19 protein-coding genes are annotated in these 20,909 nt (G+C 49.3%); 12 read left to right on the top strand and 7 right to left on the bottom strand.

Annotation, left to right across the window (positions count from 1 at the left end):
• Positions 1-75: 75 nt before the first annotated feature.
• The 3 genes from D0S45_16035 to D0S45_16025 form a co-directional block, all read right to left on the bottom strand.
• Positions 76-300, bottom strand: coding sequence for a hypothetical protein (locus D0S45_16035; protein ID TIH13032.1), 225 nt, complete (start codon positions 298-300; stop codon positions 76-78).
• Between the two features lie 173 nt (positions 301-473).
• Positions 474-944, bottom strand: coding sequence for a 23S rRNA (pseudouridine(1915)-N(3))-methyltransferase RlmH (locus D0S45_16030; protein TIH13031.1), 471 nt, complete (start codon positions 942-944; stop codon positions 474-476).
• 2 nt (positions 945-946) lie between these two features.
• Positions 947-1,618, bottom strand: a complete 672-nt coding sequence (locus D0S45_16025; GenBank protein TIH13030.1) for a serine/threonine protein phosphatase — start codon at positions 1,616-1,618, stop codon at positions 947-949.
• 210 nt (positions 1,619-1,828) lie between these two features.
• Between D0S45_16025 and D0S45_16020 the strand changes: the two genes are divergently transcribed.
• Both D0S45_16020 and D0S45_16015 read left to right on the top strand, forming a co-directional pair.
• Positions 1,829-2,413 (top strand): 5-formyltetrahydrofolate cyclo-ligase, encoded by a 585-nt coding sequence (locus D0S45_16020; protein TIH13093.1) that lies wholly within the window; start codon positions 1,829-1,831, stop codon positions 2,411-2,413.
• Positions 2,401-3,147, top strand: a complete 747-nt coding sequence (locus D0S45_16015) for a laccase domain-containing protein (GenBank protein ID TIH13029.1) — start codon at positions 2,401-2,403, stop codon at positions 3,145-3,147. The genes D0S45_16020 and D0S45_16015 overlap by 13 nt, the downstream gene beginning before the upstream one ends.
• Positions 3,148-3,228: 81 nt before the next feature.
• Here the strand turns inward: D0S45_16015 and D0S45_16010 are convergent, their stop codons facing one another.
• The 3 genes from D0S45_16010 to D0S45_16000 all read right to left on the bottom strand — a co-directional run bounded on the left by D0S45_16010 (position 3,229) and on the right by D0S45_16000 (position 7,152).
• Positions 3,229-4,194, bottom strand: a complete 966-nt coding sequence (locus D0S45_16010) for a chemotaxis signal transduction protein CheV (protein TIH13028.1) — start codon at positions 4,192-4,194, stop codon at positions 3,229-3,231.
• A gap of 220 nt (positions 4,195-4,414) precedes the next feature.
• Positions 4,415-5,500, bottom strand: a complete 1,086-nt coding sequence (locus tag D0S45_16005) for a glycosyltransferase (GenBank protein ID TIH13027.1) — start codon at positions 5,498-5,500, stop codon at positions 4,415-4,417.
• On the bottom strand, positions 5,494-7,152 hold the full coding sequence (locus D0S45_16000; protein ID TIH13026.1) for a glycosyltransferase: 1,659 nt from the start codon (positions 7,150-7,152) through the stop codon (positions 5,494-5,496). Before D0S45_16000 ends, D0S45_16005 begins: the two co-directional genes overlap by 7 nt.
• A 329-nt stretch (positions 7,153-7,481) precedes the next feature.
• Here D0S45_16000 and D0S45_15995 point away from each other — a divergent pair, with 329 nt between their 5' ends.
• The 4 genes from D0S45_15995 (at position 7,482) to D0S45_15980 (ending at position 11,685) form a co-directional block, all read left to right on the top strand.
• Positions 7,482-8,954: a GGDEF domain-containing protein gene (locus D0S45_15995; GenBank protein ID TIH13025.1), complete on the top strand. Its 1,473-nt coding sequence runs from the start codon at positions 7,482-7,484 to the stop codon at positions 8,952-8,954.
• Positions 8,955-9,232: 278 nt separating this feature from the next.
• Positions 9,233-9,913 (top strand): VUT family protein, encoded by a 681-nt coding sequence (locus tag D0S45_15990; GenBank protein ID TIH13024.1) that lies wholly within the window; start codon positions 9,233-9,235, stop codon positions 9,911-9,913.
• A 71-nt stretch (positions 9,914-9,984) separates the two neighbouring features.
• Entirely contained in the window at positions 9,985-10,830 is an 846-nt protein-coding gene (locus D0S45_15985) for a diaminopimelate epimerase (GenBank protein ID TIH13023.1), read from the top strand.
• Between the two features lie 369 nt (positions 10,831-11,199).
• The gene (locus D0S45_15980; protein ID TIH13022.1) at positions 11,200-11,685 is read left to right on the top strand and encodes a hypothetical protein; all 486 of its coding nucleotides are present in this window, start codon (positions 11,200-11,202) and stop codon (positions 11,683-11,685) included.
• A gap of 147 nt (positions 11,686-11,832) precedes the next feature.
• Here D0S45_15980 and D0S45_15975 read toward each other — a convergent pair whose 3' ends face one another.
• Entirely contained in the window at positions 11,833-12,048 is a 216-nt protein-coding gene (locus D0S45_15975; protein ID TIH13021.1) for a hypothetical protein, read from the bottom strand.
• A 275-nt stretch (positions 12,049-12,323) separates the two neighbouring features.
• Here D0S45_15975 and D0S45_15970 point away from each other — a divergent pair, with 275 nt between their 5' ends.
• From D0S45_15970 to D0S45_15945, 6 genes are read left to right on the top strand one after another with little or no spacing between them, the layout of a single operon-like run.
• Positions 12,324-14,546, top strand: coding sequence for a methyl-accepting chemotaxis protein (locus D0S45_15970; protein ID TIH13020.1), 2,223 nt, complete (start codon positions 12,324-12,326; stop codon positions 14,544-14,546).
• A 2-nt stretch (positions 14,547-14,548) separates the two neighbouring features.
• Positions 14,549-15,034 carry a chemotaxis protein CheW gene (locus D0S45_15965; GenBank protein TIH13019.1) on the top strand — a complete coding sequence of 162 codons (486 nt, stop codon included), beginning with the start codon at positions 14,549-14,551 and terminating at the stop codon, positions 15,032-15,034.
• Positions 15,035-15,037: 3 nt separating this feature from the next.
• Complete coding sequence (locus D0S45_15960) at positions 15,038-16,303, top strand: chemotaxis protein CheR (protein ID TIH13018.1); 1,266 nt, start codon at positions 15,038-15,040, stop codon at positions 16,301-16,303.
• Entirely contained in the window at positions 16,303-16,959 is a 657-nt protein-coding gene (locus D0S45_15955) for a chemotaxis protein CheW (protein TIH13017.1), read from the top strand. The genes D0S45_15960 and D0S45_15955 overlap by 1 nt, the downstream gene beginning before the upstream one ends.
• Before the next feature lie 41 nt (positions 16,960-17,000).
• Complete coding sequence (locus tag D0S45_15950) at positions 17,001-19,898, top strand: response regulator (protein TIH13016.1); 2,898 nt, start codon at positions 17,001-17,003, stop codon at positions 19,896-19,898.
• On the top strand, positions 19,895-20,908 hold the full coding sequence (locus tag D0S45_15945; GenBank protein ID TIH13015.1) for a chemotaxis response regulator protein-glutamate methylesterase: 1,014 nt from the start codon (positions 19,895-19,897) through the stop codon (positions 20,906-20,908). Before D0S45_15950 ends, D0S45_15945 begins: the two co-directional genes overlap by 4 nt.
• The last annotated feature ends 1 nt before the right edge of the window (position 20,909 follow it).

Below are 20,909 nucleotides of genomic sequence, written 5' to 3'. Positions count from 1 at the left end.
AGATAGTTTGTAAAATAAAAGCGGCCTTGATTTATCTGAATCAAGGCCGCTTTTGGGTGTTTTAAGGTAATAGAATTACTTCTCTTCTTTTTGCCCCGCTCCTGAAAGTGCATCCAGCAAACCGCCTTTGAATATTAGCTTGGTGGCGTGTTCGTCGGCGATCTCTGCCACGTCCATAAGTTTTTCAAGGAAGTCGAGAATTTCAAACCGTTTCTCTTCGGTTCCATTATCAAATTCAAATTTCATATCGCCGGAAGTCATGTATTCTTCCAGTTTTTCAAGGTAATCCATCTTAAGCATTGTATCTCCGGTTGTGTGGGGTAAATCGCACGAAATTTATAGTTACTTCAGTATAAAACAACTAGGGAGTCCAGAGGGGCTTAGCCCTTCTGGTCACGCTGAAGGCGCCCTCGGAGAGCCGCCAGAGGCATCTCATAGTTCTTCAAAAGCGCAAAGCGCATCAAATTCCTGCCTTAAACATGATGATAAGGCGAACCACGAAGTATGGAAGCAGCGCGGTAGAGCTGCTCAAGGAGCATGGTCCGGGCCAGTTCGTGAGGCAGGGTCATCTTGCTCAGAGAAAGTTTGACCCGCGCCGCGTTCTTAACTTCATCAGCCAGTCCAAAAGGACCTCCGATGACGAAAGTTGGGGTCAGGTTCGGGTCCTCGGTCCAGCGTTGCAGCTGCTTGGAAAGTTCCACCGAGGTCATTTCCTTGCCTTTTTCATCAAGGCAGATGAGCAGGTCCGAGGGTTTGACTTTGGATATGATGGATTTGCCTTCGTGCAGGACTTTATCCTTTGGCGGCAGCTTGCCCGGGGCATCCTTGAGGATTGTTTCCTCCAGCTTGTGGAAGCGGCCGAGTTTCTTAGTATAATGGGCGCAACCGTCGCGGAAAAAGGGTTCCTTGATTTTACCGACCCATATAAATCTTATTTTGCTCATGGTTAAATCTGTTTAAGTGTTGCATTCAGCTTGCCGTCCTTAATGGAGACGAGTACGTACCCGCCGCCGGAAGCCATGCCGGGGTTGATTATGTGGGATTTGCCGATGTGATCTTCTCCGCTGGATTCATGGATGTGGCCGCAGAGAACGATGTCCGGCTGGTGGTCTTCTATGAATGTGCGTACGGACTTACTGCCCACATGCATTCCATTGCCGAGGACATCGAGTTTGGTATTGAAAGGAGAATCGTGAACCACAAGGACCAGCTGCTCGTAGCCGCCGAGACGGTCATGAGTTTCTTCAAGGTAGCTGGACATCTCTTCCTCAGTTATCTCACTGGGGGTCCCGAAAGGGGTGGGGATGGAACAGCCTACGCCCATGATCTTTATGCCCTCAGCAAGTTCGCGGAATTCGCAATGCAGGTTTGCACCTTTTTCCTTAAGAAAGTCAGTAACATTGCTTCTGTCCATATTGCCCAGCTGGGCAAGGATATTCTTGTTCTTGCTGTAGACGATGTCCCAGATCTTTTCAATTGTCCCGGCCGGGGAGTGGTTGGTCAGGTCTCCGGTGATGATCACTCCGCAAGCTTCTTCAAGCCCCGGGAGAAGGTCAATGAATTTAAGGCTCTGGTGTACATCACCGAAAGCAATCCATTTTTTATTGGATTCAGGCATGTTGCCTCCGTTTGTACATGGCTCAGTTGTTGATTTTTACACTGCTTCAGAAGTCCACTGGATATCATTAATGATCTCAAAAACCAATGGCAGACCACTGGGAGCGCTGGCTGGGAAGAGTATATTTTCGTTATTGTCGCACTTGGTGATTGATCTTTGTTGCATAGTTGTGCTTAGTTTTCTTATCCCATGATTGAAACTGAGGAACAGGTGGCAGATTTGGATAAAGAAATTATCAGACGGCAATTGTTGGAAAAACGTTCTGTCCTGAGCGGACCGGACGTGGAATCCATGAGCCGCAATATAGTGGGTACGGTATTGTCTCTTGAACAGTGGGAGCGTGCAGAGGAAGTGCTGCTTTATTGGCCCATCAGGAATGAGGTCGATATTCGTCTTCTGCTTGAAAATGCTTGGAGCAGCGGCAAAAGACTTTTCATGCCCTGTTGTCGTAAGAACGAACCGGGGCAGATGGATTTCGGCGTGGTTCGCGCTGAGGCTGATCTTTCTTCCGGTTCATTCGGCATCAAGGAGCCCTGCCGGACTCGTTGTGAATTCCCGGATGTGGTGTCACCGGACCTGATAGTGGTTCCCGGTGTGGGCTTTGATCGAAGTGGTTACCGCATTGGATTTGGAGGCGGATACTATGATCGTTTTCTGGCCCGTCCCCAGAAGCAAAGATTTCTTTCCGTCGGAGTCTGTTATGATTTTCAGTTGGTGGAAGGATTTCCCGTGGAACCGTGGGATAAAAATGTGCAGCTTGTCTGCACTGATAAGGAATTGATATGGCAAAGATAAGTTTTATACCGTTTGTTTTTCCGGGGCTGGATAATGTTTCGGTTGCTTTTAGTACCAGAGAAGGCGGCAGCTGCAAGGCTCCATTCAATGCAGGCAATATCTCTTACGATGTTGGGGATGATCCGTATGATGTACGTGCCAACCGTACAGAGCTGGCTGCTACCCTTGGTGTTTCCCATTGGCATGAATGCATTCAGATCCATGGGGATGTGATGCATTATGATCTTGAGGAAGGTTCCCCGGCAGATTCTCCCAGTCTTGAAGGAGACGGTCTGGCCACCACTGCAGCGGGGCATGCCCTTGTGGTTAAGACCGCTGATTGTCAGCCAATTATGATCGCTCATAAAAATGGTGATTTTGTGGCCGGCCTGCATAACGGCTGGCGGGGAAATGCAATTAATTTTCCTGGAAAAGGTGTTGCGGATATCTGTGAACGTTACAGCTGCGAGCCTAAAGACCTTCTGGCGGTGCGTGGTCCCAGTCTTAGTCCTGCTGTGGCTCAGTTTGTCAATTTTGAATCTGATTTCGGTCCGGGATTTGATGATTATTTTGATAAGCAATCCAGTACGGTTGATCTCTGGAAACTGACTATTGACCAGTTAGTACAAGCAGGTCTGGCCCGGCGTAATATCCATTCCCTTGATCTATGTACTTATTCCATGGTTGATAGTTTTTTTTCCTACCGTCGCGAAAAGCAGACCGGGCGGCAGTGTTCTTTGATTTGGATTAAATAAGTATTTTACTTTGAAGCATAAGAAAAATCCCCCGCGAAGTTAAACTTTGCGGGGGATTTTAGTTGTCTTTTTCAGCGTAAACTATTTGTTGCCGAATTTTTCAATAAGCTTAAATACTCTTTCGGCCAGTTGGTTGATTTCAGCTTTTGAAATCTGGTCATCAGCACCAACGGATTCCCCTTTGTGAAAGAGGGTATCGGTGATGATAGAGGAACAGAGTAGTACCGGGAGGTGGCGCAATTCCGGGTCATCCTTTATGCGTTTGGTCAGATTGTGACCGTCCATGACCGGCATTTCAATATCGGTGACCATAATGTCCAGATAATCATTGATGGTTTTGCCTTCGGCTTCAGCTTTTGCTTTCCATTCAACAATCTTGTCCCAGGCGGCCTTACCATTATGGGTTCTGGTTACCCGGAATCCGGCATCTTCGAGCATCTGGCCGATCATGCGACGGATCATGGTGGAGTCGTCGGCTATAAGGGCCTTGAGCTGACGTTTTTCGATCTTGTCGACCAAGTCTGCTTCAGGCACATCGGTAAGATCCATGTCCGGGTTGAGGTCGGCAACGATTTTTTCAAGGTCGAGCAGGAATACAATACGTCCTTCAAGCTTGACCACTCCGGTGATGGAGTTTGCGGTCAGCGAGGAAACCTGTCTGCTCGGTGCTTCTACCTGCTCCCAGCTGATGCGGTGGATTCTGGTCACGCCGGAAACAAGGAAGGCAGTGGAAATCTTGTTAAACTCAGTGACTATTACCTTGGGTGCTTCGTCTTCGATCCTGTTTTTACCGACTCTGCGGCTCAAATCGATGAGGGGGATAATTTCCGACCTGAGATCGAATGCGCCCAGAACAGCATCGTTTGCTGCATCAGGCATATCGGTCAACTCAGGTAAGCGAATGATTTCGACGACCTTGGCAACGTTGATGCCGTAGTAGTTACGGCGGGTTGAACCGTCATGTACATTGTCAACTTCGTCAATATAAAATTCAACTATTTCAAGCTCATTGGTGCCTGATTCAAGTAGAATATTCGTTTGGGACATTGGCATCCTCCCCTGGGGAAATAATGTATCAAGCCTGTATCATATAACAAAGCAACTTTTGCTCAAATTAATGTTAGCCTGAAATGCTTGTTTGTGAAAGATTTTTTTCATCTTCATATTTAGATTAGTAAGTTTAGTTCCAGTTTAAACAGGAAAAAAAGTCAACTGGCTTTTGGTAAAAATTGAAAAAATAAGTAAAATAATAACACGTGAATCCCAATTACACCAGTTTGTCATAAATTTTGTTGTAGTCGGTAAGCATTCTCACATGTGAATAGCGTTTTTTTCCTTTCTGAAAACCCCGGCTGCCCATTTCCCTTGCTGTCCTGTTATGTCGCAACAGCGTAATCACCTTTTCGGTAAAAAGTGTTTTTTCATAAGGGGGGATCAGCAGACCGTCTTCCCCGTCAGAGATCTGTTCCACCACACCGCCTACAGCATAGCTTACAACAGCAAGACTCTGGGCCATGGCTTCCAGTATGATTAGTGGATGATTGTCGCCCAGAGTGGGGTAGGCCAGCACATCCGCTGCGCTCATAAATTTTGCAAGGGTCGTGCTGTCCACGTAGGGGATGGATATAAAATCACCGTCCCTGCTGTTTTCGATGCCTCCGATGGCAAAGCAAAGGGCTTCGGGCACTGCTGACTTGATTGTTGCCCAGTATTTTTTCCATTGCGGACCAGACTTGTAGGCAGCCTGCACTCCTCCGTGGGCCACGAAAAGCATTACCTTGGAAGCGGGGTGGAGCCCCAGTTCCCTCCGGGCTTGATTTTTGTCCGCAGGTCTGTCTGGCCACGGTATGCCGTTGGGGATAATTTTGGGTTTTAAAGCCGGATGGACTTTGCGAACAAGTTTGCTCAACCATCTTGAAGGGGAGACCAGTATGGCTTCTGAATCAACAATAGCCGCGATGCGTTCCTGGCGAACTTTTTGGGAATCCGGAAAATTTCTCGGGCAGTGGCTACATTCCCGTTCAAATTCCGGGCAGTCCATGGTTGAAGCACAGCCTCCGGTAATCATCTGAGTGTCATGCAGGGTGATTACTGTCTTGCAACTAGCAGCCAGGGAACGCAGGAAGAGCGCAGGGTCCTTGGAGGTGTGCAGGTGGACGATGCTGTTTTCAGGAACTGCCTGAGCGGCATCCTGCGGGCTGGTCAATTGGTCGTTTGAAATCTCTGAGGCTTCGAAGGAATGCTGCGAGTCATGTCCCTGTTCAAGCAGTCCCTGATGAAGTTGCAGGGCTACTTTTGCGGCACCACCGCTTTTTTTGAGGATGGTATGGTGCACTATGCTCCGTTTCAACATACTTTTTCCAGAATATCGTGTTTCAGACTCCAGAGGATGTGGAATCGGGCGTCATTATCACTCATTTCTCCGGCAATTGATTTAATTTTTTCTCCAAGCTCAGCAACAGTCAGCGGCTTGCGGGCAAAAAAGGCCATCTTGCGGATAACTTCCTCACTCAGGATTCTGTCCACTCCTTTATATATAAGGGGGAACTCCCGGCCTTTGTAAATAGCCATTCCGGTGGTTCCGGTGACCAGCTTTGTTTCCGGGGTTAAGACTTCCGTGGGATAATGGGAGAACGTTTCCCCCAGCCGGACCTGAACCGGGTGGAGTATGTCTCGCAATGCTTCCCCGTCCACCGGGACCGTATTCAGCTCTTCCCAAAGGGTTATGTGTTGTTCAACTATTTGGGTCCAATTGAATTTTTCGCGGACCCGTTTTGCTCCGGCTTGTCCCAAATCAATACGCAATTGTGAATCGTTGATCAGTTGTTTCAGTGCTGCCGCCAGTTTAGGGGTGTTCACAGCGGTCTGCTGGGCCATGAGTAAATGGTAATGATTGTCAAAGCATAACGGAGCCATGACGTCGAGATCCGGGGTGGCTTCGGGGCCGATGGTATCGATGAGCAGTCCGGTTTCCTCGTGGACGACCAGATCTTTGTAACCGTCATAATCGGAAGCAATGACCGGAAGTCCTGAAGCCCCGGCTTCCAGTACGGTCAGGCCGAATGTTTCCTGGGGGTTGTCGGAGATGGAAACGAAGATGTCCGCCGCCCGGTAAAGATCCAGTTTCTTTTCATCAGAAGGGCGTCCGGTAATGGTAAGCTCCAGACCCATGTTGCGGCCCAGTTGGGCAAGGGTGGCCGGAAAATCATCCTCTTCGTCGATCCATCCGCCAAGCATGACCCGCACCTTGGTTCGTTCAATTCCGGAAACAAAGAGCTTTTGTAGGGCGCGTAATAGCGGAAGGATGTCCATTTTGGAATAATGGGCGATACGGCCAAAGACGAGTATGTTGACTCGCTCGTCAGCTGCATCAAAGCCGAGATTTCTTTTGGCCTGAGCTTTTAAATGTTCATCCGGCGGAGCCAGTTGCCCGGGATTGATTCCCAGTGGAATCTTCCTGATCTGAGGCGAGGGGTGTGTCTCTTCACTTATTCCCAGCCCTTCGCGCAGGTGTTTGAAATAATTTTCAACAACCTGCACCCCGGTGCTGGAAGTTGTCACAATACAGTCCCTCTTGGTGGTGCCCTTCCATAGATAATTGAGGAGAAATGATCCGTAGTTGCTGTAACTCAAGGAATGGGTGGTTCCGGTGATGGGAAAAATATTTTGTCCGTACTTATTGCGGACTCGGGCCAGATGAGAGGGGTAATTGATGCAGTCTGACTGATGGAAGCAGAAGTATTCCCTGCGGGCAATTTCGGTGGGTAGGTCCCGGCGATCCATTATTTTGACTCTGCCCTGCTCAAAAATAGCGGGGTAGCTGTTTTTGAAAAAGGAAGTCAGGTCTTGTTTGCCTCCCGCGCCGGAGAGAAAGAAATGATATTCGTCAAAAGGATCAAGCCCAAGCAAACCGTTCAGGAAACCCATGTTTGCGACTTTTCTGCCCAGAATCGGTCCGCTTTCGTAAAATGGGTCCAGACTGCCCCATATTCTTTGAGTTTTCATACGTTATTTCAAGCCACATTTGGCCTGCTCTTGTCAAAGGATTTATTTGCCGCGTCATTGCTTCGGAAGGTGACGGATTTCCGGCACTCTTTTCCTTTATACACTTGATAGTGAGTGAGCTGCGATCTACCTGATAGCTTTTTTAAAATTTATAAGAGTATGCGTTTTTGATGTGTAACGTGTTGTTCTAAAAGCTTTTCTATTTGTCTATCGGTCTTCTTCAACGCTACGGGTATTCGTGTTTTGCTCCTCTTAATATCTGCTGGCCCTCTTTTTGCAAAAAAACGGTTGGAATATTGTTTCTGACAGCTTAATCAAGGAGACCAGTAATGAAAAGAGGAAGCAGACCTGAACTGCTTTGGGGGTTCGGTCTTAATAGTAGTGAAGCCGGTAAAATCGAGGATTCTCTCGGTCCCGGATTCTTTTTGAGAAATTTTTCCGAGCGTGCCCTGCCCGGTGAAAAGGAACTCAGCAATAATGAAAAGCCTGCCGCTACCTGGATTCCGCAAAGGGTCTGGGAGGAACTGCCTGAAGAAAGGCGTTCTGCATACCGCAACCTTGAGTCCACCCAGCGTATCCTGATTCAGGATGACATGAATCACGCTGATCTGGAAAAGGTGCTGGAAGATGGTTTTCTTGCTGTGGTCAGCTCTCCGCTGACCAGTTCCAAGGTGCAGGACGCTTTGTTCAGGGCCAAGGAAATTTCCGGTCTTTACGGTGATCTTTATCGCATGACCGAAGAAATCATCCTTGAGCGTGAATTGCTTTCCCGCAAAACTGAACAGCTCATGTTCCTGAACACCGTGCTTTCCAATGCTACCGAGCGTCTTGAAGTGGCGGATATTCTCGGTCAGGCTGTCGAGGACCTCAAGATGCTCCTGCCGGTCTACTCCGTTCAGGGTGCCTTCTGGGATATCCTGCCCACTGGAAAGCATATTGATACTGAAATTTTTATCAATCCCGGTCAGGTCGAGAACGTCCAGAACGAGTGGATTGAATTGATGATTGAAAATGTGGTCGCGCTTAGCGGTATGGAAGTTTCCAGCTACAATATGTCTGAAACCGTTCCTCCGGGCAGCAATTCCATGGTCTATAGCCCCGGTTCAGGAAGGATTCTGGCCCTGCCGCTGGTGGCCCGTGGTGAGAAATTTGGTTGTCTGGTTATGCTCTGTGAACGAAATGTACGGCTGGCCAAAGATCAGGTTGCCACCCTTAACGCTGCGGTTAACCATCTTTCTCTGGCCCTTAGCAACGCCATCATGTTCAACAAAATCAAGACCCGCGCCAACCGTGACGGTTTGACCAGAGTCTATAACCGCCGCAGTTTTGATGAAAGACTGGTCGAAGAAGTCAAGCGTCACCAGCGTTTGAATACAGATCTTTCTCTGCTCATGGTTGACCTTGATCATTTCAAAGCAGTGAACGACACCTACGGACATCTGGCCGGGGACATGGTGCTGGAAAAAGTAGCCCGCACCTTTGAAAAAACATTCAGGTCCACTGACTTCATCGCCCGCTATGGCGGAGAGGAATTTGTTATTCTGCTTCCGCACACTCGTGAAGAGCAGGCGGAAATGCTGGCCGAACGGGTCAGAGCTATGATTGAAGACAACACCATGACCTATCAGGATAAGAGTTTTAACGTGACCGCCAGCATCGGGGTATCCTCTGTGTGTCCCGGAAGTCTTGAAAAAGATACTGAAATTGTACGCAAGGCGGACGAGGCCCTTTACGAGGCCAAGATGCAGGGCCGTAACCGGGTGGTTGTTTCCCACCTGCGGCCCAAGTTGAGAATTATGTAATTTATGAGGTTTCCTTCAGCCTATAGCTGTCAGGCTGAATCAAGGGGTCCCGGTTGTCGGGACCCCTTTTTTTGTTAAAAGGTAAGAAATAGTTCCGGTTATACATCCCTGTCTGGTTATTGTGTTATTTATATTTTCATAATACCTAAAAACTGAATGGCTTTTCAATTTGATTTGAGCTAGGAGCAATGTCTTGGCTCTTCAGGGGCCGTTTTTATTATGCTGCGGTGTTTTGATGAATCTCTCCTTTTCATGGAATAGCCGTACAGGAGTTTATTATGAATGAATTATTATGGCTTGGCTTTGCGGTCATGGACCTGAGCCTCGTACTTGTTATTTATAGATATTTCGGAAAAATAGGCTTGTTCGGACTGATTGTTTTCAACCTGATCCTTTGCAATATTCAGGTATTGAAGACCATTGAGCTTTTCGGGATGACGACCACTCTGGGTAACATTCTTTACGCCAGTGTTTTCCTTTCTACTGATATGCTCAGCGAATTTTACGGTAAAAAAGAAGCCAAGAAGGCTGTTTATCTGGGGTTTGTGGTTCTGGTCATGGCGGTTGTCTATATGCAACTGGCCCTCCTGTTTACCCCGGCGGTTGATGATTTTGCCCAGCCCCATCTTGAGGCTATTTTCGGATTCCTGCCCCGTATTGCTCTCGGTAGTATGGCCGCCTATATTGTTTCCCAGCTGAATGATGTTTATATTTTTCATCTGCTCAAAGACAGGATGGGCCAGCGTCATCTCTGGCTGCGTAATAACGCATCCACCCTGCTCAGTCAGCTTCTGGATTCCTCAGTCTTCTGTTTCGTTGCCTTGTGGGGGCTTTTCCCCTTTGAGGTTTGGGTGGAAATTCTTTTTACTACCTATCTGTTTAAGGTTATAGTGGCGGTTATGGATACCCCTTTCTTGTATCTGGCCCGCCGGATGCACTCCCGTTTGTCCGAGGCTTGATCGCCAGCTTTTAAGTTGAACTTGCCTTTAAGGACAATTCTTTTTTATTTTTCAAAAAAACGAGGCTGCCAATGAGTAAAATGTTTGGAAAATCAATTCCTTTTTATAAAATGCAGGGCTGCGGCAACGATTTCGTAATTATTGATAACCGTGAATTGGGCGTACCGGTTGAGAAGATGTCCCTTTGGGCTAAAAAGCTTTGCCAGCGCGCGTTCGGCGTTTATGCTGACGGTCTGTTTTTTATTGAAAACGCACCGGATGATTCCGGCCTCGATTTTATTTGGCAATTTTATAATTCTGACGGCTCAAGGGCGGAAATGTGCGGCAACGCATCCCGTTGCGCCGGAAGGCTGGCTCATGCTCTGGATATTGCCGGGGAGCAGCATGTTTTCGGTTCTGATGCCGGTCCCATCAAGGTGCAGGTATTTCCCGTACTGGAAGAGGTTAAGGTTCAGCTTACCCCACCCGAAGGTGTGGCAATAAAGCAGACACTGGAGATCGATGGGGAAGAATATGAGTACCATTTTGCTAACACCGGAGTTCCGCACGTTGTCGTGCAGGTTGCCGATGTTGATGAAGTGGATATCAAAAAGCTCGGCGCGGCTTTCCGCTACCACGATGCTTTTGCCCCGGCAGGAACAAATGTTAATTTTGTCCAGATCGATGACAACGACAGTCTCATCGTGCGCACCTATGAAAGGGGCGTTGAAGATGAAACCTATGCCTGCGGAACCGGGGTCAGCGCAGTGCAGGTCACCCTTCATGAGCAGGGTTTGACCGATGCCGCAGTGCGAGTCCGTACCTCCGGCGGTGAGATTCTTAAGGTTATTATTGAAGACGGAAATGTCTTCTTGCAGGGCGGAGCAGAGCTTACCTTTTCCGGTGAGGTTTACCTTGAATCTCTGGGAATTGATTAGTTAGCAGGAAATTATTTACGAAAGGGATACCGTATTTTTGCGGTATTCCTTTCTTCTATTCTTAAAAAGCATACCTGAACAGGGCAAAATTCAATATAGCTGAAATCAGTTCTTGCATGGGAAGAGTATTCCTTGTATAGCCTTCTTTTCGCAGTGATAATGATTTGCTGGATAATTGGTTTTATTGATTTTCAGTAAAAGATATTGTTTTTTGAGAATACAGAGAGGGGTCCATTGCGGGCCGGTGTGTTAAGGTCTTGAAAATAAAGCATTTAATGTATGTGTATTATTGCATAATAAACTGGCATAGATTTAGCTAGTATTAGCAGTGGTAATAAACATAAAATAATGAACTAAGGGAGAGATAAAATGGCTAACAATGAACTTACCAAGCTTTTGCAGGATGTTGTACTCAAAAATGATAAGCCTGCACGTGACGTAGCAACCGAAATCAGCAAACCTTACCCCACCCTTCTTCGTGAGATTAATCCCGAAGATAAAGGTGCAAAGGTCGGCGTTGAAGAACTGATCCCCATCATGAAAGCTACCGGCAGCATCCGTCCCCTGACCAGACTTGCCAACATCATGGGTTACGTACTGGTCCCCATGGACATCAACCCTGAAGATCCTGATGAAGCCAACTACATGGCTCTCGATCTCATGGACGGTTTCGGCAGATACTCCAAGGCTCTCAAAAGCGCCTTGCAGGCTGATCCTTCCGACCAGCTGGTAGACTCTGTAGAACAGGAAGGTTTTGAAGCAATCACCGCCATCCTGACCATGGTTCACTACCTGCGTAAAAGATCTGAAGAAGAAAAGGCCAAGAACGCGCCCCGTCTCGCTCAGGTCAGCTAGCAAAAGGTTTGCATCTGGCACTTTCTTGACCGTCTGAGACGGTCGATAAAGCATTCCAAAAAAAATCCCCGGCAGTTAATACTGTCGGGGATTTTTTCGTTCAGGAGTCTGCGATTTTCATCAAAACCGCTGGCATCTGAAAAAAGATCAGCAGTTATGAACGTCTTTGTTGATGTAGAAGCAGAGGTCGAAAAGATTGTTAACCATCTGGTCCACAAGATGGTCCTGTTCCGGGCATGGTTCCTGAGTGTTCACTGTCTTATTGATTATTTTTGCAAATAATACCGAAACAAGTTCATCGTCTTTGTTGCTCCAATACTTGGTTGCAGACGCAGCTTTGTTATCAAATCCGTGATAATACATACACTCCTCCGTGAGCGGGGACATCGGCCGGGTAGAAATTTACCCACCGGTTCATACTTCTGCTATCGGCAGGCGAAGGCAATCACTTTACATGAAACGAATATATTTTTTTGAAATACATGCAAAATGCCTGCGGTCATTGATTTAATCATATAAAATAAATACAAGGGGGAGGTAGGTGCTACTGTGCCTGTTCCTTGATACGATGGAATCCATGTAATCTGTAATAAAAAATCACCGCTGTCTGACCTTTTGGCGGTGCCGGGATGTATCCGATGCGTTTTTCCCTCAGAAGAAAGATAATCGCCATTGCCTGTGGAGCCGCAATAATTCCCATTGTGGCCATGTTCATCATTACCGATATTCTTGAGGATCGGTTGCAGGACTGCATGAAAGGTGAGGTCCGTTCCCTTATTGAATCTCATGTCTCCCAACTAACGGGAGATCTTTATGAAGAATGCCGTACCTCTGACCAGCTGCTTACCGCAGAGACAGAAAGGGCGGCCATGGCTTTGGAGACCCTGATGGATGATCTGGGCCGGGTTCAGGTCTTGAAGAAAGTTTCGGACTGGCCGGTAAATAATCATCGTATTGAGGGAACCGACGAGCTGACCGTTCCGGTGCTCAGTATTGGTGATAATGAGTTCACCTATTCCAAACGCAAGGGCAAAACACTGACTATGCTGGTGGAGGCAACCCGTATTTCCGGTGCATATTGTACTGTTTTTCAAAGGTTGAACCCGGAAGGGGATATGCTGGTGGTGGATACCACCGCACCTGCGGACAATTTTAACTGGAAGCTGGGGGATATCTTTTATTCTCTCGGAGATGACGGCAGGGTCGAATCAGCCATTGACGATGTTCTTTCCGGGCGCACAGCCAGAATGTATGATGATCTTGATCACGGTACCCGTTTTATTATCTATGTGCCTTTAAAGGATCAGGAAAATTTTGTGACCGGAATGGTTGCCGTTTACATGGATGATAATATTTTGCAGGTACTGCGTAAATCCATGCTCAAAACTTCCATCGGCAAGACCGGGTACATCTGGGTTATCGGAACCAAAGGAGACAGCCGAGGACACTACATTGTTTCCAATTCACCCAAAAATGACGGTGCTCATGTGGATTCCGTTGGCGGCAGGAAAGGGTTTGTACATGATATTCTCAGTCAGGCAGTAGAGGCCGGAGAGGGCAAACTCAGCAGCAAGAATTATGTTTGGAAGATCGGGCCGGATGATGAGGGCCGGGATAAACTTTCCGTATTTACATATTTTAAGCCTTGGGGCTGGGTAATCGGGGCCGGAGTCTATCTTGATGAATATCAAGGTATCACCAGCCGCTTGACCGGGGTGCTTGATTACCTGGTGGGATGGCTGGTCATCACCGGATTGGTGTTGCTGGCTATTACCCTTGGTGTGTCCCTTTATGCCAGTGCACTGATTGCTGATCCGGTCAGCCATATGGTTGAGTTGGTTAAAATTATTGCTTCCGGTGATCTGCACAAGGCCCGGGAAACCATAGCCATGGTGGATGAGAATTGCCCCAATGCCCGTAAGGCTGTGCGAAATGCCGACCATCCTGAAAAGTTGGATGAAACCGGACAGCTCTACCTTGCTGTTAAAGGTATGGTCGATGCCCTTTATTCCCTGATCGGGCAGATGCAGCGGTCCGGTATTCAGGTGACCACCTCTTCTACAGAGATTTCGGCTTCGGCCAGCCAATTGGAGGTGACTGTTAACCAGCAGGCAGCCGCCACCACCCAGATAAGTGCTACCAGTGCTGAGATTTCAGCCAATTCAGGCGAACTTGCCGGGGCCATGCATCATGTAAATGATGCCGCTTCCAGCATGGATAAGCTAGCTTTCGAAGGTCAGGACGGTCTTAAGACCATGATCAGGATTATGGACGATTTAAGCACGGCTACGATCACCATTACCGGCAAGCTTGATGAGATCAACGACCGGGCCAATGCCATTGAAGGTATTGTCAATACCATTACCAAGGTAGCGGACCGTACCAACCTGCTTTCCCTTAACGCTGCCATTGAAGCGGAAAAGGCCGGAAAGTTTGGTCAGGGCTTTTCCGTTGTTGCCGCTGAGATCCGGCGTTTGGCGGACCAGACTTCTGTTGCCGCCCTTGAAATTGAAGATATGATCAGCAATATGCGCAGCTCCGTTGATTCAGGTGTTGATGAGATGGAAAGATTTGCTTCGGATGTGCGCTTCGGTGCGGAAAAAGCGGGTAAGCTGGGCAAGAAGTTGGAAGGAATTATGACCGGGGTCCGGGAGTTAAACCCCCGCATTGAGCAGGTCAATGACGGTATGACCGCGCAGGCTGAAGGTGCAGGGCAGATCAGTGAAGCCATGTCCCAGCTTTCCGAGACCGCTTCGGATACTTCAGACGCCCTTTCGGAATTCAACCGGGCCACATCCCAGCTCAACGAAGCTGTACAGGGCTTACGCAGTGAAGTTTCCCGCTTCAAGGTGAGTGGATAAAGATGCTGGTACTCACATTCAAAATAGCTGAATACGTCTACGGGCTGGAGGCACGGGTTGTAGCTGAAGTGGTTCCGCCTACTGTGTGCAAGGAATTGCCTCGGTCACCGGATTACGTGAAGGGTCTTTTCAGTTACCGGGGCAAGGTTACTCCGGTGGTGGATCTTTCCATGCTGGCGACGGATATCCCTTGCGTTTCGCGCATGTCGACCCGGATCATCGTCATTGATTTAGCTGATCTAGACTCAGGGGAAAAACGGGACGAACAATTTCTGGGATTGCTGGCTGAAAATATTACCGAAACCCTGAAAGTGGCTGATTCGGATTTTGAGGAGTCCGGGCTGGAGATTCCCGATGCCCCGTGGCTGGGCAGAGTTGCCCGGATCAACGGGAGTATGTTGCAGCTGCTTAAACCGCATCGGCTGCTTACCGATGAATTACGCCGGGTTCTTTTTCCCAAGGATGAACCGGAGCATGCTCAGGAGTAATGGATGAATCTTGAGCCGTTCCTGAAAATTCTCAATCGGGCCATGGGCCTTGCCCCTGATTCACTGGCCCGCTCCGGTATAGAGCTGGCCGTTAAGGCTCGCTTGCGTGAAACCGGGTGCGATGAAAAGGGGTACCTAAGTCTGTTGCGTACCAGTGAAGTTGAATTGGCTGAGCTGGTTGAGGAGATCGTGGTTCCGGAGACATGGTTTTTCAGGGATAGCAAACCCTTTGAATTGCTATTTGAAACAGCAGTTGGATGTACGACTGATGAATTCAGGGTGCTCAGTGCGCCCTGTTCCACCGGGGAAGAGCCTTACTCCATTGCTATGACTCTCATGGGGGCCGGAGTAAACAGGTTTCAGGTTGACGGGGTGGATATCAGTGAGCGTGCTTTGCACAGGGCAAGGGGCGGAATTTATACTGATAATTCGTTTCGTGCTGAATTGCCATTTTATGCCGAAAAGTGGTTCCGTAAATGCGAAGAAGGGCGCATGCTTGCAGAACAGGTCAGAAGGGCTGTTAATTTTCGTTCCGGGAATATTATAGAAGACTGTCTTCCCCACGGCAGGTACGATGTTATTTTTTGCCGTAATTTATTGATTTATCTGGATGATAAATCAAGGAAATGTTTGGCCGCATTGTTAAATGAGAAACTGAAGGATGACGGTTTGCTTTTTGTGGGCCATGCCGAAATCCTTCCGGTTTTCAATGATTGGTTCACCCCGGTCAGGAAGCAGGGCACATTTGCACTGCGCAAGGGTAAACGCAAGGTTGCAGCCCTGCTCAAACCTCCGGTTTGTCCAAAGCAGGAATGTGCGCGGAGCAAGACAGCCGCTCCAAAGACGCAGCCCGCAGCGCACAGACCGTTTAAGGCTGTATCTCCGGTGAAACCCGTGGTGCTGCCGCGCAGGGAAGTTTCTGGTGTAAAAGAAGAAAAGCAGCCCCCGTCGGCAGTTCTTTCAGTAAAAGAGATCAAGGGACTGGCTGACCGAGGTAAGACAGCAGAGGCCTTGAGCATGTGTGATAAAATGCTCGGTCAGGGTGGACCGGACTCGGAACTGTTTCATCTCTGCGGATTGCTCCATGAGTCCGGGGGAAATATTTCAAAGGCTGAGGAATATTATGGCAAGGCCCTGTACCTTGAGCCGGATCATATAGAATCTTTGGTGCATCTTGCCCTGCTGCTGGAAAACAGGGGAGATACACGTAAGGCTGAGATCATGCGTAACAGAGCCCGCCGGGCCGAAAAAAGAAATGAGGCCGGATAATGCTTGAATCCTGCTGGAATACAATTGGTTATGCCGGTGACAGATCCTGTCAGGAACTGGAGCATTGGAGCCATTGCTACTATTGTCCTAAATTTACCAGTGTCGGGTTGTCCCTGCTGGACCGGAAGCCTCCCGAAGGATATCTGGCTGAGAACACCGAGGCTGTGTCCATTGCCAAGGAAGAAGAGCAGGCCGAAACTTCCGGGGCGGTTGTGTTCAGGATTTCCCGCGAATGGTTGGCTCTTTCTTCACAGGTTTTTGTTTCGGTGCTGGAAAAGCGCACTGTGCGCCCGGTTCCTCACCGCAACAGCAGGATGTTTCGAGGTCTGACCAGTCTTCAGGGCCAGATTATTCCGGTCGTTTCTGTTCGCGAACTGCTGGGTCTTGAAGAGGAATATCTCACTGAAGAGGAAAAGGGGTTCCGGGTTTACAGCAGATTCATTTGCGTAGACCGTGGTCTGGGACGTTGGATTTTTGCGGTGGATGAGGTCCTCGGGGTTCATCATTATTTACGGGATGCACTCATGGATGCCCCGGCAACTGTGGCCAAGGCCCCTGCTGCCTATACCCGCGGGCTGTTCGAGGTTGACGATAAAAGAATTTCACTGCTGGAAGACGAGCTTCTTTTTGAGGCTTTCAACCGCATCATCAAGTAGGGCGGAAATTATGAGCAATAGCCAGACAGGGAGAAGATAGAGTGACGCGAGATATGGCGGATCTTTCCATGCTGGAACTCTTTCGCATGGAGGCGGGTAACCATACACAGGTGCTGGAAGAAGGAGTGCCCGGTCTGGCTGCTGACGTTTCCCCGGAAAAGGTACAGCCTCTCATTCATGCGGCCCATGCCTTGAAAGGCTCGGCTCGTATTGTGGGTCTGGCTGAGGCGGTGGAACTCTCGCAGGCCATGGAAAGTGTGCTGGACAGATGTTCCGGATCAGAAGATTTTCCGGCTCAGCAAGCTATTGATGGATTGCTTGATGGCGCGCGTTTTCTGCATTCCCTTGCCGAAGTGGAAGCTGAGGAAATGGACGGCTGGCTGGCAGAAAGAAAAGGTGAACTGACTTCTTTGCTTGAACGCATTGCATCTGCGGAATTCACAGAAGGTTCTGCGGCTCAAGATTCGGAGCTTGTTCAAACTTCTGACTCCGAACCGTCTTCGCAGCCGCAGGAAGAAGGCCAGCCTGTTGAACCGCAAAGCTCGCCTGAAAAAGAAATTTTACCCGCTGATCCGGTGCAGGAAGCTGCCCCGTCCAAAGAGGAGATTCCTCTTGCTGATCTTTCCATGCTCGATCTTTTCCGTATGGAGGCAGAGAGTCATTCCCATGCCCTGAATGTCGGGTTGCTGGAGCTGGAAAAGGATCAGGCCCCGGATAAGGTGGAACCGCTCATGCGCGCGGCCCATTCCATGAAAGGCGCAGCCCGTATTGTAGGGCTGACCGATGCCGTGGCCCTTGCCCATTCCATGGAAGATCTGCTGGTGGCCTGTCAGAAGGGCGAAACTGTCCTTGATGCCGGTCAGATTGATCTGCTTCTGGCGGCAACAGATATTTATCGCGATGTTTCCCAGCTTGAAACAGATGCCATTCAGGGATTTTTGAGCGAAAGCAGACCGTTCATGGATCAGATGGAAAAGGCATTGCGCGGGGATGAGGAAGCAGCAGCCAAAGTTTGTTCCAAGGTTTGCCCGTCAGGAATGCCGGCTTCTCTTGTGGAGCAGGTAGAACAGCCTCCGGCAGCATCTTCGGTACCCCCGGCGACTGAAACAGATTCCGCAACGGGTGATTCTGTACAGGAAGTCCCAGTCAATAAAAAAACAGCAGCCAAGGAAAATTCCGCACCTGTGCAGGGAATGCGCGCACCGGAAGATTCCGTGGTCCGTGTTTCGGCCGGAAATTTGAACAGGCTCATGGCTCTTGCCGGGGAAAGCCTTGTGGAGTCTGGCAGGCTGGGTGAATTCGCTTCTTCTTTGCTGAGGCTTAAAGGCGGACATCGGGACCTTGGTAAAATTCTGGAAGAATCTTGCGAGCGGGTCCGTCATGGTGAGACAGCCGAAGATGTGGTGGATAATCTCAAGACGTCTTTGATGGAATGTCAGTCAATGCTTGGTCGGCACATTAATGAATTTGATCTGTTTCGCAGACGGAATGACAATGTTTCCGGTAGACTTTACCACGAGGTTATCGCCAGCCGCATGCGTCCTTTTTCTGACGGCGGGCGCGGTTTTCCCCGTCTGGTACGTGATTTGGCCCGTTCATTGGCCAAGGAAGTTGATTTCGTCATAGAAGGTGAAACAACTTCCGTGGACCGCGATATTTTGGAAAAGCTGGAAGCTCCACTGAATCATTTAATCAGGAACGCTGTAGACCACGGTATAGAAATGCCTGATGATCGTATTGCAGCGGGAAAGGTTTCCACCGGAACCATTCGGGTTATGGCCGGACACCGGGCCGGAATGCTCTTTATTGAAGTGCGTGATGACGGTCAGGGCTTGGACCCGGAACGGATCAGGGCCAAGGTTGTGGAGCGCAAGCTTGCCCCGGCACGCATGGCTGCGGAAATGAGCCGGGCCGAGCTTATGGAATTTCTTTTTCTGCCCGGTTTTTCCACTGCCGGAAAAGTCACTGAAATTTCCGGGCGCGGGGTCGGGCTGGATGTTGTCCATGCCATGGTTCAGGAAGTGGGCGGCACTGTCCGCGCGGATTCACAGCCCGGAGAGGGCATGTCTTTTTCCATGCAGCTGCCTTTGACTCTTTCGGTAATCCGTACTCTGCTGGTGAAGATTGCGGACCAGCCTTACGCCATTCCTTTGAGTCGCATCAGCCGCATTGCCTCGGTTTTTCCGGAGCAGCTCAAGCTGGCTGAGGATCGTCAGTATGTTTCGCTGGACGGGGCAAATGTGGGTTTGGTGCCCGCAGCCCAGATTCTGGGGGTGACATCCCATCAGCTGGAAGATGAAGGTCTGAAGGTGGTGGTCATCAGTGACCGTATGAACAGGTACGGACTGGTGGTGGATGATTTCTTAGGCGAGCAGGATCTTGTGGTCCGTCCGCTGGATCACAGGCTGGGCAAGGTCCCGGACGTTAACTCTGTAGCCATGATGCCTGACGGTTCTCCGGTGCTGATTCTTGATGCTGAGGACCTTGTGCGTTCCATCGATAACCTCCTTTCCGGCGGCAGACTGAGCAAGGTGGGTATGGAATCCGTAGAAAGCGGCCCGGTGCAGAAGATTCTGGTGGTGGATGATTCACTTACCGTGCGTGAAGTGGAACGCAAGCTGCTGGCCAACCATGGTTACGAAGTGGATACGGCAGTAGATGGTCAAGATGGTTTTAATGCGGTTATCTCAGGTGATTATGATCTTGTAGTAACTGATGTGGACATGCCGCGTATGAACGGTTTGGAACTTACCCGTAAGATTAAGGACAACCCGGATTTGAAAGCTATCCCGGTGATGATGGTTTCATATAAGGACCGTAAGGAAGATAAGCTCCGGGGACTTGAAGCGGGTGCTGATTATTATTTAACCAAGAGCAGTTTTCATGATGAGACCCTGCTTTCGGCAGTTGAAGATCTGATAGGCGGGGCTGGGAAATGAGAATAGGTATTGTAAATGATCAGGCACTGGCAGTTGATGTCCTCAAGAAGGTGGTCACCGCTGCCGGGCATGAAATTGCCTGGAGTGCTCATAACGGAGAAAAGGCGGTAGAGAAGTGCTGCGCCGACTTACCGGATCTGGTGCTTATGGATCTGGTTATGCCGGTGCTTGATGGAGTCGGAGCCACGCAGGGGATCATGCAGAAGTGTCCCTGTGCTATTCTGGTTGTTACTGCCAATATCGAAAGCAACTCGACCAAGGTTTTTGAGGCTATGGGAGCTGGGGCACTTGATGTGGTCACCACTCCCCGTCAGGAAAACGGAGGCATAGAAGGCGGAGATGAGCTTCTTTCAAAAATTTCAGTAATCGGCAAGCTGCAAGGCAACAAAAGGGCAAAAGCGGTTTCCAAGCCAATAACAAAGGTCAGAATGGTTCCCCCTCTGCTGGCAATAGGCAGCTCTACCGGAGGACCTTCCGCTCTAGCAACTCTGCTGGGAGCCTTGCCGGAGGATTTTCCGGCGGCCATTGCCATTGCCCAGCATGTGGACGGACATTTTTCCGAAAATCTGGCTCAGTGGCTGGACGGACAGACCGGGATAAAAGTTGAGCTTGCCCGCAGCGGTATGGTTATGCAGCCCGGCAAGGCTGTTATTGCCCCCGGTGACCGACATATGCGCATGGGGCCGGGGGGCATGGTTGAATTGACCAACGGTCCCGGTGAAAATTTATATGTGCCCTCTGTGGATGTTCTTTTTGACAGTTTATGTTGTGCCGGATTTCCATCCAACTCCGTTGCGGTTCTGCTGACAGGCATGGGAGCTGATGGAGCAATAGGCATGTGCGATCTCAGGAATTCAGGTTGGATGACCGTGGCCCAGGACAAGGAGTCCAGCGTGGTCTGGGGCATGCCCGGTGCGGCTGTGAAAATGGGTGCTGCGCGTGAGATTTGTTCCATTGAAGATATGGCGGCGTTGCTGGTAAGGCATTTTAAAAAACGTTTCAGGAGTTAGG

Origin of the sequence: Marinifilum sp. JC120 (genome assembly GCA_004923195.1) — a bacterium.
Classification (GTDB): domain Bacteria; phylum Desulfobacterota; class Desulfovibrionia; order Desulfovibrionales; family Desulfovibrionaceae; genus Maridesulfovibrio.
This window is presented reverse-complemented; position numbering and strand designations above follow the sequence as displayed.